We start from the raw sequence: 15,157 nt of genomic DNA, 5'->3' as shown, positions 1-15,157 counted from the left end.
TTCATGGATGCGCGCTCACGTCCTGCTCGTGCAGGGCTCCGGCGCTCAGGCGCAGGACCCGGTCGGCGCGGGCCGCCACGCCCGGGTCGTGCGTCGACAGGAGCACGGCGAGACCGTCGGCGCGGAGCCGGTCGAGGACGTCGAGCAGCCGCGTCGCGGTGGCCGCGTCCAGGGCCGAGGTGATCTCGTCGGCGAGCAGGACGGCGGCGCCCGGGGCCACCGCGCGCGCCACGGCGACGCGCTGCCGCTGGCCGCCGGAGAGCCGTCCCGGGCGGCGCTCGGCGTGTTCGGCGTCCACGCCGAGGTCCGCCAGGAGGCGGAGGGCCCGCGCCCGCGCCGGGGCGCGGCCCAGGCCCGCGAGCGTGCGCAGCGGGCGGGCGACCGCGGTCACGGCCCGGTGGGCGGGATTGAGCTCGTCGCGGGGGTTCTGGCCGACGAGCTGGACGCGGCGCAGCTGGGCGTGGCCGCGTTCGCTCGCCAGGTGCGGAAGGGGTCCCGTGGTGCCGGCCGCCGAGAGGACCATGGTTCCCGCGGCGGGCGGGTGCAGCCCGGCGAGGGCGCGCAGCAGGGTGCTCTTGCCGCTGCCGGACGGCCCGAGCAGCGCGACGAGCTCTCCGGCGTGCACGGTCAGGTCGGCCGTGAGGAGCGGCGGGCCGCCCGCCGGATGGTCCAGGACGAGCCCGCGCACGGTCAGGACCGCCGGCGTGCCCGCCGGCCGGGGTGCCGTCGCCGGGACGGGGGGCGGGGCCACGGCGCCGATCTGCGTCACGTCGTCGGCGAGGTCCTCCACCAGCCGCAGGTCGTGTGAGACCAGCACCGTGACCCGCGACGGGTCGCCCCGCCGCCGGCGCACGGCCTCGGCGGCGAGCCCGGCGGAGTCCGGGTCCAGGCCGCTGGTGGGCTCGTCCAGCACCAGGAGGGGCGGGTCGCCGGCGAGGGCGCGGGCCAGTGCGGCCCGCTGGGCCTGCCCGCCGGAGAGCCGACCCGGCGTCCTCGCGTGCAGCGCGGGATCGAGGCCGAGGCGTTCGAGCAGCGCGGCGGCGCCGGCGCGTGCGGCGGTTCCCGTGGCGCCGCGGTCGGTGAGGGCCTCGGCGACCTGGTCGAGGACGGACCGCCAGGGGTCGAGGGTGGAGGCGGGGTCCTGGGCCAGCCAGCCGACCTGGGTGAGACGCCAGCGGCGACCGGCCCGCCCGGTGGGCACCGGGCGGCCGCGCCAGCGCACCGCGCCGGCCGTGCGCCGCAGCCCCGGCGGCAGGCAGCCGAGCAGGGCCCTCAGCAGGGTGGTCTTCCCGCTGCCCGAGGGTCCCGTCAGCGCGAGGACGCGGCCGGGCGCGGCGTGCACGCCAGGACCGTCGAGGACGACGCGGCCCGAAGGGCCGGTGACGCGGACCCGGTCGGCGCGCAGTCCCTCGTGCGCCCCCTCGTGCGCCGTCACGAGGCGTCTCCCGTTCCGAACGCGTGGCGGAGCCCCGCGTGCGCGGCGGCGGCGACGGACAGGGAGAGCATGGCGAGCAGCAGCGCGGGAGCCGCGAGGGCGGCGGGGTTGAGCGCGGCGCCCGCCAGGTTCTCGCGGAGCATCGCGGCCCAGTCCCCCGTGGCGGGGGCGTCGGTGAGGCCGAGCACGGCGAGCGCCGAGGCCAGTTGCAGTGCGGTGACGAAGCGCAGCCCGAGGTCGGCGGCCGGCACTCCGGCCACGGCCGGGAGCACCTCGCGCAGCAGCACCGCGAGGGTGCGCTCGCCGCGCAGCCGCGCCGCGCGGACGTACCCGCGTTCCCGTGCGCCCGCGGTGGCGTCCCTGACCACGCCCAGCGTCAGCGGCGCTCCCGCCACGACGGTGGCGGCCACGACGGCCGCGTCCCCCGGCAGGGACACGGCCAGCACCAGCGCGGGCAGCAGCACCGGGACGGCGAGCAGCAGGTCGGCACCGGCCGCGAGCACGCGGGACCCGCCCCACCCGGCCGCGAGCCCGCCGAGCGTGCCGACGAGGGTGGCGGCCGCCGCCGCCACGAGCGAGAGGACCAGGAGGCGCCGCCCGCCCGCCAGAAGGCGCGAGAGCACGTCCCTGCCGAGCACGTCGCCTCCGAGGGGGTGGCCGACGGAGCTCGCCTGCCACGGCGCGGTCACGGGTGCGGCCGGGTCGTACGGGGCGAGGGCCGGTCCCAGCAGGGTCACCGCGACGACGACGAACGCGAACGCGAGGGAGACCCTGTTCACGACCGCACCGGGACCAGGTCGGCGAGCAGCAGCACCGCCAGGACGGCCGTGGCCGAGCCGAGCCCCAGGAGCTGCACCACGGGCGTGTCCCGGGCTGCCACCGAGCTGACGAGCAGCTCGCCCGCTCCCGCGTAGCCGAAGACCGTCTCGACCAGGGCGCCGCCCGCGGCGAGGCCGCCGACCACGACGGCCAGCACCCGCAGCGCGGGCGCGGCGAGCACGGGCAGGACGTGACGCCGCAGGACGCGGCCGGCCGGCACGCCGCGGACGAGCGCGTCCGTCACGTAGGGCCTGCGCAGCGCGTCGGCCACGACGCCGCCGAGCAGCGCCACGCCGAACGCGGCCGAGGGCAGGGCCAGCGTCAGGACGGGAAGGACCAGGATCGACGGATCCGGCGGGCCGCCGCCCGGAGGCAGCAGGGACACCGGCGGCACCCATCGCAGGACCCCGCTGAGCAGGGCCGCGAGCGCTGCCGCCACGACCACCTGAGGCACCGCGGTGAGCGCCGTCGCCAGGCCGCCGCCGGCGTCACCCGGACGGCGCAGCGCCCGGCGGCCGGCGAGGACGCAGCCCAGCAGGACGAGCGGCGCGGTCAGCGCGAACGCCGACCCGGCCAGCACGGCCGTGGCGGGCAGCCGCCCGCCGATCACGTCCACGACAGGGCGGCCGGTCAGCAGGGACCGGCCCGCGTCACCGTGGAGCAGCGCCGAGGCCCAGCTCGCCCAGCGCTCCCAGCCGGGCCGGTCGAGACCGCGCTCGGCGCGTAGGCCGGCGAGCTGCGCCGCCGAGGCCCGGCCGGCGCCCACGGCGTCGGCGGCGTCCCCCGGCAGCAGCTCGGTGGCGGCGAACACCGCGACCGAGACCACGGCCAGGAGGACGACCGCCCTTAACGGCGCCAGGACGGCGCGGGACAGCCCCGCCGGCGCGGAGAGACGCATCACCGGTTCAGCCCGCGTCGCCGAGCCGGACGCCGTCGAGGAGGAAGCGCTGGAACCCGGGGCCGGTGGGCAGGCCGTGGACGGCGGGCGAGGTCAGTTCGAGTCCCTCGCCGAGGCCCCACACGACGTAGCCGCCGTCCTTCCACAGCTCCTTCTGCAGCGCCCCGAGGCGGCCGTTGCGGCCGGCGGCGTCGCGGACGGCGAGCGCCGCGGCGAACGCCTCGTCCCACGCGGGCCGCTTCCAGGCGGTCTCGTTCGCCGGGGACGCCGAGAGGAGCGCGACCCTGGCCACGTCGGTGAAGGGGATGCCCCCGAAGTAGCCGGTGTAGAAGTCGGCCTTGCCCCACACGTCGGTCCAGTAGGTGTCCGGGGGCTCGTTGCGGACGGTGGCGGTGACGCCGATGTCGGCGAGCTGACGCGCGTACAAGGCGGCGGCGCCGTCCATGCCGGGGTAGGACGTGGTGGTGCGCAGCGTCACCTCGAGCCCGTCCGCGTGTCCGGCGGCGGCCAGGAGCTTCTTGGCCCGCGCCACGTCGCGGGGCCGCTGCGCCAGGTCCTCGGGATAGGAGGCGTCGTACGGCGTCGGCAGGTCGTTGGCGACCTTCCCGTACCCGAGGAAGACGGTGTCGACCAGGGCCTGGCGGTCGGCGGCCAGCTTGAACGCCTCGCGGACGCGGGGGTCGTCGAAGGGTTCGCGGTCCAGGCGCATCACGAACGGGTACTCGGTCACGGGTGCGCGGCGCACCACCCGGACGCCCGTGCCGGCGGCCTTCGCGGCGGCGGGGCTCACGCTGCCCGCCACGTCCGCCTGGCCGGAGGTGACGGCGGCGGCTCTGGCCTGCGGGTCGGCCATGGCCCGGATCTCGACGCCGTCCAGGCTCGGGCGGGGGCCCCACCATGCGGGGTTGCGCATCAGCACGGCGGTCCGCGCGTCCCCGCCCGCCATCCGGTACGGCCCTGAGCCCGGCACGGGCCTGCCGAAGTCCTCGCTGCCCTCGGGGACGACGAACGTGACCGATTCCAGCGCCTCCGGCGCCAGAGCGTTCGGGGTCCTGCTGACCAGGACGACGGTGTGGTCGTCGGGCGCGGTGGAGGCCTGGGTGTCGAACGACGCGAGCCTGCCGTAGTTCTCGGCCGCCTTGCGCTCGATGCGCCGCAGGGAGTAGAGCACGTCGGCGGCCCGTACGGGGCGGCCGTCGGTGAACGTGGCCTCCGGGCGCAGCCGGAACGTCCACCGGGTGAGAGTCCGGTCCGGCTCCCAGGAGGCGGCCAGGCGGGGCTTGGCCGTGCCGTCGTCCCCGGGCACGGTCAGGACGTCGTAGAGCAGGGAGAAGCGCAGCGCGTCCGACTCGTTGGCCAGCCCGCCGTGCGGGTCGTCACTGGCGGCGGCGGGGCTGCCCGCGGCCACGTACCGCAGCGTGCTGGTGCTGCCCGAGGTGGGCGGCGGCGGGGCCGAGCAACCGGCGGCGAGCGCCGCGAGAGCGATCAGCAGGACGGGGCGTCGCTGCTTGAGGGTCATGGATTCCTCTTCTGAAGGGTCAGGGCTCGCGAAGGAGCTCGTCGAGCTGTTCCGCGACCCGGCGTACGGCGGGCCCGCGGAGCAGGGAGTAGTGGTGCGCGTCGACCGGCTCCGTCCGGAGCCCGGGCAGGAACGGGCCCCAGCCGAGGTCGTGGTGGCCGGGCACGTCGTCGACGCCCATGCCGATCCCGCCGTTGAGCGGGGACGGCAGCGCGGCGCGGACGAGGAGGGCCCGGGTGTCGCCGCCGAGGCGGCGGGCCCGGTGCTCGCCGAGGACGCGCAGGTGGCGGGTGAAGACCTCCAGCCGTTCCGCCATCGAGTCACGGGCGCCGAGCAGTCCGGCCCGCCGCAGCATCCCGGAGACCTCGTCCGGCAGGTCGGCCTCGGGCAGCGCCGCCAGGCGCGTCTCCAGGTCCGGCGGGGACAGGTCGAGGTCCGCGCCGTGGAACGCCTCCAGGGAACGCACGTAGCGGGCGGCCGCGTGCGCGTCGGGTCTCTCGGCGGGGAGCGGGCGGATCCGGTCGGGAACGTTCGAGTCCAGCATCGCCAGCAGCTCGACCCGCTCGCCCGCCTCCGCCAGGCGGCAGGCCATGAGCTGGGCCAGGGTGCCGCCCATGGACCAGCCGCCGAGCGCGTACGGACCGGCGGGCTGCCAGGCGCGCACCGCCCGCACGTACAGGTCGGCGAGGGCCTCCATGTCGCCGGGCGGCGAGACTCCGGCGAAGACGGGGTCGATCAGGCCGACGACCGCACGGTCGGTGTCGAGCAGGCGGGCCAGCTCCGCGTAGCAGAGCACGTCGCCGCCGGACGGATGGACGAGGAACAGCGGGCGCGGGTGGGCGCCCTCGCGCAGCAGCAGGGTCAGGTCGCCGTACGTGCTCTCCCATGCCGAGGCGTCGTCGGCCAGGCGGCGCACCTCGGCCACGTAGCGTTCGAAGGCGGCGTCGGCCTCGTCCGCGGGGAGCGCGGTCTCGGCCACGTCCCACTGCAGGAGCAGCTCTCCGTGCTGGACGAACGCCTGGTGGTCCAGCACGACCTGCGGCGTCTGGCTGACCCCGTGGACGGGGGTGCCGACCCAGTCCAGGTCGTGGGTGTCGTCCAGGCCGAGTGCGCTCGTGAAGACGACGGGCGCCTGGGCCAGCCTTCCGGTGCGGGCCGACTGCTCGGCCAGCACGTCCAGGGCGGAGAAGTCGCGGTGGTCGAGGTCCTGGAACAGTCTGCGCTGAGCCGTCCTCGCGCGCTCGGCGAACGTGGCCGGTGTCCTCCGGTCCACCTCGTGCAGCAGCAGTGAGGTGAAGTCGCCGACGACCTTGCCGACGTCGGGATGGATGCGCGGCCGGTCGAACAGGGTGAGGTTGACGCAGAACCGGTCGCTGCCCGACCAGGCGTGCAGCGCGTCGCCGTACGCGGCGAGCAGGACGGCGGTGGGGGTGACCGCGTGGCCGGCGGCCCGCCGCCTGAGCCGCTCCCAGGCCTCGGCGGGCAGCGTGGCGCTGCGCCTGGCGAACCTCGGGGTCGCCGCGTCGCCGTCCCGCACGGGGAGCGCGGGCGGGCCCGGCAGGTCGTCGAGCCTGGCCCGCCAGTACCCGGCCGCCGGTCCGGACGCTCTCTCCTGCATCGCGCGCACGCAGGCCGCGAAATCCGTGCCGATCGGGGGCAGGTCGGGGCCGCCGTCGTGCTCGTAGAAGTGCTTCAGTTCCCGGTCGAGCAGCAGGTAGCTGGCGGTGTCGCAGATCAGCACGTCCACGCCGACGAACAGGCGGACGGTGCCCTCAGGCAGCAGGGCGGCGCGCAGCTCGACCAGGGGCCAGCGGTCGGGACGCGGCGCCCGGTGCGACAGCTGCTCCCTGAGCGCCGCCAGCCGGGCCGCCGGATCGGCCTCCTCGCGCAGGTCGTGCACGCGGATGCGGTACTCGGGCACCCGGTCCAGGATCCGGTTGCGGCCCTCGGGGGTGATGACGGCGCGCAGCATCGGGTGACGGGCGATGACCCGGTTCCACGCCCGCTGATATCGCGGGATGTCGAGATCGGGGCAGTCGTACTCGAGGGAGAAGTGGCAGGCCGTGCCGCCGTGGCGGTATCCGCCTCCGCCGCCGACCCAGTACGCGTGCTGCACCCGGGTCAGCGGGAAGTCGGTCTCCCCCGTCGAGGCGGGTTCCGAGACCTGGACCGGGCCGCCGGACACGCTGTCCGGCAGCAGCTGGGCGAGCGCGGCCACCGTCGGCCTGGCCAGCAGGTCGCTCAGCCGCAGAGGCACGCCGTGGTCGTCGGCCAGCCTGGCCAGCATGCGGGTGGCCAGCAGGGAGTGCCCGCCCAGCGCGAAGAAGTCCGCGTCGCGGTCGTTCACGGGGAAGCCGAGCAGCTCGGACCAGAGGGCGGCCACGAGCCGCTCCGCCGGGCGCCAGTCACCGGTCTCCTCCTCCGAAGGCGCTTCCCCGGGGACGGCCGCGGCGTCGAAAGCCAGGCGGGCGGCCAGGTCGGCGGGTGACACGGCCACCACGGGCGGCGCGCTGCCGTCCGCGACGGCGGCGAGGATCCGGTCGAGGGCACGCATGCCGTCGGCGGCGCCGATGGAGTGCGCCGAGGCGACCGTGCGCTCCCGCCCGGCCGGGCCGACCCGCCAGCCGTCCCAGGCCACGCTGACCCACCGGGTGCCGGCACCGGCTCCCGTCTGCTCGGCGACGGCGTCGAGCGCGCGGTTGGCCGCCGCGTACGGGCCGAGGCCGAGCCCGCCGACCGCGGCGGTGGCCGACGACATCAGCAGCACGGTGCGCGGCCTGAACCGCTCGGGCAGCGCGTCGACGGCCTCCCGCAGCGCGACCGCGGCGCCGATCTTGGCGCGGGCGTGCGCGTCGGCGACGCCGGCGTCGGCCTCTCGCAGCGGACCGATCCCGGCCGAGGCGACCACGCCCGCGCCCTGCACGACGAGGTCGAGCCGCCCGTGCCGGCGCGCCACGCCGTCCAGGAGCGCGCGGGTCGCCCCGGCGTCGGCGGCGTCCGCGACCTCGATCTCCACCTCCAGCCCGAGCCCGGCCAGCCGCCGGAGCCAGGCCAGCCGCCCCGCGTCCCCGCTGCCGGGAGCGGCCTGCGCGGGCACCCCGGTACGGGACGTCAGCACCACCTCGACCCCCTGACCGGCCAGGTGCTCCGCCATCGTGAACCCGACGTCGCCCAGACCGCCCAGGATGACCGCCACCGAACCCTGGCGGGCCGCGTCCGGGGCCGTCGAGGGCCGCCAGGGCGCGAAGGAACGCAGCCATCGGGTCACGCCCCGCACGGCGATCTCCGCGGCTGTGGGGCCGGGCTCGGCCGCGCCCCCGGCCTGCCGGGTCTCGGCGGCGACGAGGTCGGCGGCCTCGGCGACCACGGCGCACGCGTCCACGGGACCGAGGGAAAGGTCGACGGACCGCCAGGTCAAGCCGGGGCTCTCCTGGGCGAGGACGCGTGGCAGCGCCCGCACCGCCGCCGCTGCCGGGTCGAGCACGTCGGAGCTCTCCACCCGTTCGCCCCCGGCGGTCACCAGCAGCAGGCGTCGCGGCGGGTCGGGGTGGGAGGCGAGCAGGGCGGCGAAGCGCGCGAAGCCGGCGACGGCGTCGCGGACCCGCCCGTCCAGGCTCTCCCCCTGGTCCTGGTGATCGAGGACGTAGAGGGCTCCGGCACAGCTCGCGCCGGGGTAATCCGCGGCGGTGACGGGCTCGGCCCCGGCCCGCGCGAGGGCGTCCGCCAGCTCGGCGGACCCGCCGACGACCAGCCACCGCTCCCCGGCCGGGAGCCGGGGAGCCGGAGCCGGGACCGCCCGATGCCACACCGGGATCTGCAGCAGGTCCCCGGTGTACGGCACTGGCGCCGCGGTCCGAGCGGGCGGGCCGGTCCACAGGCGGCGGCGCCGGAACGGGTGGCCGGGCAGAGCGACGCGGCGGCGCCCCGGCCGGTGCAGGGCCGCGGCGTCGAGCGGCACGCCCTGCGTCCACAGGTGTCCTGCGGCCGACAGCACGGTGGCCCTGTCCCGCTGGTCGTCGCCGGGCGCCGGGAAGGTGGCCAGGGCGGCGCGCAGCGCGGGCAGGCCGTGGCGGCGGGCCGCGCTGACCAGCCCGCTGCCGGGGCCGACCTGGACGAGGACGGTGGGCGAGTCCCCCACGGCGGTCCGCAGGGCGCCGGAGAAGCGCACGGTGGAGCGCAGGTGACGTACCCAGTGCTCGGGATCGGACAGCGCGTCGCCCGCCCAGTCCCCGGTGAGCGTCGTCACCAGCGGCACCCTCGACCGGCGCGGGGTGAGCCGCTCGGCGGCCCGGCGCAGCGCGGGCATGACCGGCTCGATCAACCGCGAATGGGCGGCGGCGTCCAGACGCAGCCGCGTGGCGTCGACGCCTTCCGCCCGCAGCTCCTCGTGGAGGCGTTCCACCGCCTCGGCCGGCCCCGAGAGCACACACGAGCCGGGGGCGTTGACGACGGCCAGGTCGAGGTCCGGGTGGCGGCCGATCAGCTCGGCGACCGCCTCCTCGGGCAGGGACACCGCGAGCATCGCTCCCGCGGCCGCCGCCATGCCGGTCGACCGGACCGCCACCAGGGACGCCGCGTCCTCCGTCGACAGCGCGCCCGAGACCACGGCCGCCGCGTACTCACCGAGGCTGTGGCCGAGCACGGCGTCCGGCACGACGCCCCAGGACTCCAGCAGCGCCGCGGTGGCCACGCTGACGGCGAACAGCGCGGGCAGCCCGACCCCGGGATCCCGGGCGGCGGTCCGTGCCGCCGGGTCGTCGCGGCGGGCGAGAATCAGCTCGCGCACGTCAGCGCCCAGGAGCGGCGCCAGCGCCTCGGCGCACCGGTCGACGGTCTCGGCGAAGACCGGCTCGTCGCCGTACAGGCCGGAGGCCATGCCCGCGTACTGCGCGCCCCCGCCGGGGAAGGCGAACACCACCCGGGGCGGGCTCTCCGGCACGGTGACGGGCACCGCGGCGCGCAGCGCGCCCGCGAAGTCGGAAGGACCGGTGACGGCCGCTGCGAGGCGGTGCGCGAACGCTTCGCGCCCGGTGTGCAGCGTGTACGCGGCGTCGGCGACATCCTTGAGCTCGGACGCCGAGAGCCCCTCGACGGCCCGCGTGAGCGCCGGGGCGGAGCGAGCCGAGACCAGCAGCAGCTGGGGACGGTCGTCCGCCGGGGCCGGCGGACGGTCCGGAGCCTCTCCGAGCACGACGTGGCAGTTGGTGCCGCCGATGCCGAACGCGCTCACGCCGGCGTACCGCGGCCCCTCCCACGGCCGGGTCGCCACCGCCGCCTCGAACGGCGAGCCGTCCAGTTCCAGCGCCGGATTGAGCGGCTCGGCGCCGAGCGAGGCCGGTATGACACCGTGGCGGACAGCGAGCACGGCCTTGACGAACCCCGCGACGCCGGCCGCGGAGTTGGCGTGCCCGATGTTGCCCTTGACCGAGCCGAGCGCGCACCACGCCGGCCCCTCCGCGCCGAACACCTTGCGCAGCGCCGCCACCTCGACGGCGTCGCCCAGGCGGGTGGCGGTGCCGTGCGCCTCCACGTACCCGACGGCGCGGGGTTCGACCCCGGCGACGGACAGCGCCTCCGCGACGACCCTGGCCTGACCGCGCACCGAAGGGGCGGTGAAGCCGACCTTGTCGGCGCCGTCGTTGTTGACCGCCGAGCCGAGCAGGACGGCCAGCACCTCGTCACCGTCGGCGAGCGCGTCGTCCAGGCGGCGCAGCACGACGGCCCCCACGCCCTGGGAGAAGACGATGCCGCTGCCCTCCGCCGAGAACGCCCGCACCCGGCCGTCGGCGGAGAACATCGCGTCGGGCACGTGCAGGTAGCCGTGCCCCTGCGGCACCGTCAGCGACACCCCGCCCGCGAGCGCGGTGTCGCACTCGCCGTTGAGCAGCGCCTGCGCGGCGACGTGCACGGCGACCAGGGAGGTCGAACAGGTGGTGTTGACCGCGAGCGCCGGCCCGGTGAGCCCCAGCCGGTACGCGACGTGAAGCGGAAGGTAGTCGCCGACGGTGGCCATCGCCGTCTGCAGGCTGCCGACCGGGTCGGCGCCGCCGCCCGTGGGGTCGTAGCGATCGTGCAGGTTGGCCATGAGGTAGGAGCTGTGCGCGGCCCCGGCGTAGACGCCGACCGTGCCCGCGCCCGCGCCGCCCCCGTGACCGGAGGACTCCAGCGCCCGCCAGCAGCACTCCAGGAAGAGCCGCTGCTGCGGGTCGGCGACCGCGGCCTCGGCCTCGGTCATGCCGAACAGGTCGGGGTCGAACAGGTCCAGGCCCTCGATCAGCCCGCCGACCGGGACGTATCCCGGCCTGCTCAGCAGAGCGGGGTCCACGCCCCTGGCCAGCAACTCGCCCCTGTCGAAACGGGTCAGGCCCTGCCTGCCCTCGACCAGCATGCGCCAGAACGACTCCGGATCGGGCGCCCCGGGAAAGCGGCAGTCGAGGCCGACGACCGCTATGGCGGTGCTCAACGGGACACCTCCTCGGCGTGCGCGCGGGCCCGCAGCCGCGATCCGCGGCCCTCCACCCGGCCCGCCGCCCGGCCCGCCACCGGGCCCGTGTCGCGGGCAGGCTGGGAGCCGGCGACGCGGGCAGGCTCCGGTGGCGCCTCGCGGCGGGCGATGTGGGCCGCCAGGGCACGGGCCGTGGGCCTGTCGAAGAGGTCCACGACGGAGAGCGCGGGAGCCAGGCGGCGCAGCTCGCGGTGGGCCAGGACGAGGGTGATCGACGTGGCCCCGAGGTCGAAGAAGGTGGCGTCGGGATCGACGTGGTGCCCCAGCAGTTCTTCGAAGACAGAGGCGATGGACCGCAGCACCTCGGGATCAGCCGGGACGTCACTCCGCGCGCCGGGTGCGCGCGGGACGCCCGGCGCGGTGGGTGCGGCCTCCACGCCCGGCGCGCTCTGTGCGGGCTCCACGCCCGGCGCGGTGGGTACGGACTCCAGGCCCGGCGCGCTCGGTGCAGGCTCCACGCCCGGCGCGCTCTGTGCGGGCTCCGGGCCCGGCGGGCGCAGCACCGCGGACGGCTCCGGCGCGCCGGGGCGTATCGTCAGGGCCAGCTCCAGGCCGCGTTCCCGGGCCTCGCGGAGGACCCGCGCCACCCAGTCCGCGAGGTCGCGCCCGCCGTCCGGCCGCACGTCCGCGTGCTCGTCAGCGGCTTGCTCAACGGCTTTCCCAGTGCCTTGCCCGGCGGCTTTCTCGGCGGCGGGGTGGCCCGTCCGTGCGTACGGGCCGGGCAGGGCGGCGTGGTCCACCTTGCCGTTGGCCGTGACCGGCAACCGGTCCAGGATCACCAGCCGCGCGGGCACCATGGACGACGGCAGCCGCTCCCGCAGCGCCGCGGTCAGCCGCTCCTCCGACAGCGGCTCCTCGGACAGCGGCTCCTTCCCCACCACGTACGCGACCAGCCTCGGCCGCCCGTCCGGCCCGGGGACGGCGGCCGCGACGCACGCCCTGACACCGGGCTGGCGGGCGAGCACGGCCTCGATCTCGCCCAGCTCGATCCGGTGCCCGCGGATCTTGACCTGCCGGTCCACCCGGCCGAGGAACTCGATCGTGCCGTCGGGCCGCCACCGGCCGAGATCGCCCGTGCGGTACAGCCGCTCGCCCAGGCCCGGGTGCACGGAGAACCTGGCCGCGGTCTGCTCGGGATCCCCCAGATAGCCGCGGGCCAGCCCGTCTCCGCCGATGTACAGCTCCCCTGGCTCGCCCAGCGGCACCGGCACGCCGTCCTCGTCGAGGACGCGGAAGCTCTGCCCGCGCAGCGCCCGGCCGTACGGGATGCTCTTCCACGCCGGGTCCACCTCCTCCACCGGATGGCAGATCGACCAGATCGACGCCTCGGTGGCCCCGCCCAGGCTGAACAGCCGGGCCTGGGGCGCGAGCGCGCGCAGCCGTTCGGGGAGGGTGACCGGGATCCAGTCACCGGACAGCATCACCAGGCGCAGCGAGCGCAACTGGCGGCGGGCGGCGTCCGGGTCCAGCTCGGCGTACTCGACGAGCATCTCCAGCAGCGCGGGCGCGGTGTTCCAGATCGTGACGCCGTGTCGCTCGGCCAGCTCCAGCCAGTGCTCGGGGTCGCGCTGGCGGGCCGGCTCCGGCAGCACCAGCGCCCCGCCCGCGCCCAGCACGCCGAAGACGTCGAAGACCGACAGGTCGAAGCTGAGCGCCGACAGCCCGAGCACGCGGTCGTGGTGGCCGATCCCGAACCGGTCGACGATGTCGTCCACGGTGGTGCGGGCCGCCCGGTGCTCGATCGCCACCCCCTTGGGCGTTCCGGTGGAGCCCGAGGTGAAGATCGCGTACGCCAGTTCGTCCGGCGCGGGCCGTTCCGGGACCCAGCCGTCGACCGGGGACGGGCGGTCGCCGACCTGATGGACGGTCACGCCTTCGGGCCAGGTGACCGGGCTGCCGCCGGCGGCGATCGCGGCTGCGACGCCCGCCTGCCGGCACACGGAGGCGACCCGCGCGGCGGGCCAGGACGGCTCGACGGGCACGTACCAGGCGCCGGCGGCGACGACGGCCAGCACCGCGGTGATCTGGTCGAACCCCTTGTCGAGGGCGACGGCGACCGGTTCCCCCGGTCTGATCGCCGCCGCCAGCCCGCGGGCCGCCTCCGCCAGCTCGCCGTGCGTCATCGCGCCGCCGGGGCCCAGCAGGGCCCGGGCTCCGGGGTCACGGCGGGCCGCCTCGGCCCACGGTTCGTCGAGCAGGGGCCCGGCGTCGGGGAACGGCACGCACTCCAGCGGCTCGTCCGCGTGGAAGCCCGGATCGGCGGCCAGGGTCGCGGACGTCCAGGCGGCCGGGTCGATCAGCCTGCGCAGGAGACGTACCTCGGCGGCGAGACATCCCTGGACCCACTCCTGGGGAAGCGCGCTCTCCACCACGTCCCAGGCGATCCTCAGCGGGCCTCCGTCGTCGCGCACGATGTGGTCGAGCAGCACCTGCGGGGTCTGCGACACCCCGAACACCTCCTCCCCCAGCCAGGCCGTGGCCTCCTCGTCGGCCAGTCCGACACCGCTGGTGAAGACGACCGGATGCGTCGGCGCACCGCTCGTGCGTCCCGCCGCCCGCAGCGCCTCGACGCCGGAGACGGCGCGGTGCTCCAGATCGGTCCAGAACCGCTGGTTCACCTCGGCCGCCCACGCGGAGAAGGTCCACGGGCGCGAGAAGTCGGGGACCGGGACGCCGACCAGGGCCGTCGTGGTGAAGTCGCCCACCACGTCGCGCAGCTCCTCACGGTCGGGGCGGTCGAAGAGCGTGACGTTCAGGCAGAAGGGGTCGGACGCGCCTCGCCGGTGCAGGGTGAGCGCGAAGGCGGCGAGCAGCACCCCCGTCGGGCTGAGCCCGTGCTCGGCCGCGCGGGCCCGCAGCAGCGTCCACTCCTCGGCGGTGAGCCGGCCCTCGTGCCGGGCGAACCTGGGCACGCCGAGCTCCTCGATCGGCGCGGCCAGCGGGAGCGTGGGCCCGGGCGGCAGGTCCGGCGCGCGTTCGGCCCAGTACGCGGCGGCCAGCGCCCGGCGCTCGCGTTCCTCCGGGTCCGACTCCCGCTCCCTGACCACGGTGGGGAAGTCGGTCGCGCACGGACGGGGCCGGGCCGCGGGGTCGGCGACCAGTTCGCCCCACTGGCGCATCAGGAGCAGCCAGCTCGCCATGTCGAGCGCCAGGATGTCCATGCCGACGAACAGCCGTGTCCGGCCGTCGGGCAGCAGCGCGGCGTGGATGTCGAACAGCGGCCAGACATCGGCCGGGCGGAGCTGGTGCGAACGTTCCGCGCGCAGCCGGTCGAGCGCCTGCCGGACCTCCTCGGCGGACGCCTCCCGCAGGTCGGTGCGCCCGACACGGTACGGCCCCTGCGACGCGAGCACGCGCTGCCTGCCGTCGTCGCCGACCACCATGCGCAGCATGGGATGGTGCTCGACCAGCACGTTCCACGCCTGCTCCAGCCGGTCGAGATCGGCCTCCGGGTCGCCGGGGCGCCGGTCGTACTCGTGGAAGAAGAACGTCGCCACGCCGCCCAGCGGGAACGCCCGGTCCCGGCCCACCCAGTACGCGGACTGGGCGGCGGTCAGGGGGAAGGCGGCGTCCTCCGGCGTGACCCGCCGCGCGATCGAACGCGCGGACGCCGCCCCCAGGAAGGACGCGATGGGCAGGTCCGCGCCGACGCGCTCACGCAGTCTGCGGCGCAGGCGCACCGCGGTGAACGACTCCAGGCCCAGCTCCGTGAGCCTGGCGTCGGGGTCCACCTCCCCTTCCTCGACACCGAGCACCTGTGCCACGCACGAGACGACCTCGCCAAGGGACGGGCACGACGAATCAGCCAGCGGAAAAGGGGTCACCAGACCTCCACGAACGTGGGCGGGGGAATCGACGCGAGGGCCGACCAAACAGGCGATGTCATGTCTAACACTAATGAAAACGATTATCAACACCGTTATCACGAAACAAACCGGCCGCCTCACGGCCGCTCTCGGCAAGGCGCGTGAGGGGCCGGGG

6 protein-coding genes are annotated in these 15,157 nt (G+C 76.5%); all 6 read right to left on the bottom strand.

The window, feature by feature from the left end:
• Position 1: 1 nt before the first annotated feature.
• Genes BMX74_RS23750 through BMX74_RS23725 form a run of 6 tightly spaced genes read right to left on the bottom strand, consistent with a single transcriptional unit; the run spans position 2 to position 14,940 of the window.
• On the bottom strand, positions 2-1,435 hold the full coding sequence (locus tag BMX74_RS23750; protein ID WP_091102862.1) for an ABC transporter ATP-binding protein: 1,434 nt from the start codon (positions 1,433-1,435) through the stop codon (positions 2-4).
• Entirely contained in the window at positions 1,432-2,214 is a 783-nt protein-coding gene (locus BMX74_RS23745) for an ABC transporter permease subunit (protein WP_091102859.1), read from the bottom strand. The genes BMX74_RS23750 and BMX74_RS23745 overlap by 4 nt, the downstream gene beginning before the upstream one ends.
• Positions 2,211-3,152, bottom strand: coding sequence for an ABC transporter permease (locus tag BMX74_RS23740; protein ID WP_091102857.1), 942 nt, complete (start codon positions 3,150-3,152; stop codon positions 2,211-2,213). The genes BMX74_RS23745 and BMX74_RS23740 overlap by 4 nt, the downstream gene beginning before the upstream one ends.
• 7 nt (positions 3,153-3,159) lie before the next feature.
• Positions 3,160-4,671: an ABC transporter substrate-binding protein gene (locus BMX74_RS23735; RefSeq protein WP_091102855.1), complete on the bottom strand. Its 1,512-nt coding sequence runs from the start codon at positions 4,669-4,671 to the stop codon at positions 3,160-3,162.
• 19 nt (positions 4,672-4,690) lie between these two features.
• On the bottom strand, positions 4,691-11,134 hold the full coding sequence (locus BMX74_RS23730; RefSeq protein ID WP_218154022.1) for a type I polyketide synthase: 6,444 nt from the start codon (positions 11,132-11,134) through the stop codon (positions 4,691-4,693).
• Positions 11,131-14,940, bottom strand: coding sequence for a non-ribosomal peptide synthetase (locus tag BMX74_RS23725; RefSeq protein ID WP_218154021.1), 3,810 nt, complete (start codon positions 14,938-14,940; stop codon positions 11,131-11,133). The genes BMX74_RS23730 and BMX74_RS23725 overlap by 4 nt, the downstream gene beginning before the upstream one ends.
• Positions 14,941-15,157: the final 217 nt, after the last annotated feature.

The sequence above is a fragment of the Nonomuraea pusilla genome (assembly GCF_900109355.1).
In the GTDB taxonomy this organism is placed as follows: Bacteria; Actinomycetota; Actinomycetes; order Streptosporangiales; family Streptosporangiaceae; genus Nonomuraea; species Nonomuraea pusilla.
The sequence above is the reverse complement of the archived record's forward strand: the minus strand, read 5'-3'. Positions and strand labels throughout refer to the sequence as shown.